Source organism: Specibacter sp. NPDC078709 (assembly GCF_040686795.1).
GTDB lineage: Bacteria > Actinomycetota > Actinomycetes > Actinomycetales > Micrococcaceae > Specibacter.
Genome location: NZ_JBFBLU010000021.1, coordinates 1 through 1,291, shown reverse-complemented (window position 1 = coordinate 1,291; position 1,291 = coordinate 1). Strand labels below are relative to the sequence as shown.

The following is a 1,291-nucleotide window of genomic DNA, read 5'->3' as shown; positions in this document are numbered from 1 at the left end:
TGCGCCCGTATGGTGATTTGGGACAGGGTTTAGGAGAATCTGTTTCATGTCTAATCGTCGTAAGTTCAGTCCGGAGTTCAAGGCCGAGGCTGTTGAGTTGTTGATTTCCTCGGGCCGGCCGATCGTGCAGGTCGCGAAGGAGATTGGTGTCAGCGATGGCACTTTGGGGAACTGGGTGAGGGCGTGGAAGGAAGAAAATCCCGAAGCTGTCACGGATAAGCCGGGGCCGGTGGAATGGGCGAAATACAAGGCGTTGCAGGCTGAGAATGCCGAATTGAAACGGGAGATCGAGTTCCTGGGAAAAGTCAGTGCCTTCTTCGCCGCGAAGCAACGATAGACGATTTCTACACGTTTATTTGGCAGGAGAAGGCCAACTATCCGATCGGTTGGATGTGCCAGCGATTGAAGGTGCCCCGGTCCTCGTACTACCGCTGGACCAAACCGGCGGAACCCACCCCGACCCAGGTCCGGAACGCCCAGCTCACCCGGGACGTGTGCCGGGTCTACGAGCGTGAGAAGGGCATGGCCGGGAGGGACCAGATCACCACGATTCTGGGCCATGAGGGCGTGCTAGTCGCGGCTGGAACGGTCGGGGCGATCATGAACAAACAAGGCATCCGTGCGGTGCGGATGCGGGCGTGGAAGAAGACCACGGCTGTGGATCCAACAGCCAGAACCGGGCACATCAAGAACCACATGCTCGATACGCACGGCAGGCGGGACTTCACTGCCACGGTGCCGGGAACGAAGCTCGTCGGGGACATCACCTACCTGAAAACTGGGTCTGGGTGGCTGTATCTGGCCACTGCGATTGATTTGGCGACCCGGATGGTCGTTGGTTGGTCGATGGCATCGCACATGCGCACCGGGCTGGTCATTGATGCGCTCACCATGGCCCGGGACCACGGCCGCCTTCACCCGGACGGGGCCATATTTCATTCGGACCGGGGCTCGCAATACACTTCCGGCGCTTTCCAGCAGTGGTGCGCGGGGAACAACATCACCCAGTCCATGGGTGAGACGGGGGTGTGTTGGGATAATTCCGTGGCCGAAAATTTCTTTTCGCACCTCAAGACAGAGATGTACCACCACCACGATTTCCCCAACCATTTGGCCGCCAGGACCGCGGTCATGGAATACATCGAGTCCTGGTACAACAGGCGCCGCCCCCACAGTAACAACCAAGGCCTGCCACCGGCACGGGCCCTGGCCGAGTACCAGAATCAAACCAATCAAGCAGCAGCTTAAGAAGAAAAACCAATCAAGCTGTCTCAAAAACTTGACGGGCGCA

At 58.6% G+C, this 1,291-nt stretch carries 1 protein-coding gene; it reads left to right on the top strand.

Annotated features, from left to right (window positions below; all coding sequences use genetic code 11):
• Window positions 1-46: 46 nt before the first annotated feature.
• A protein-coding gene (locus AB0P14_RS17910; RefSeq protein WP_363845528.1) for an IS3 family transposase occupies window positions 47-1,248 on the top strand; the annotation gives its coding sequence in 2 pieces (ribosomal slippage) (window positions 47-299 and window positions 299-1,248; 1,203 coding nt in all).
• Window positions 1,249-1,291 lie beyond the last annotated feature (43 nt).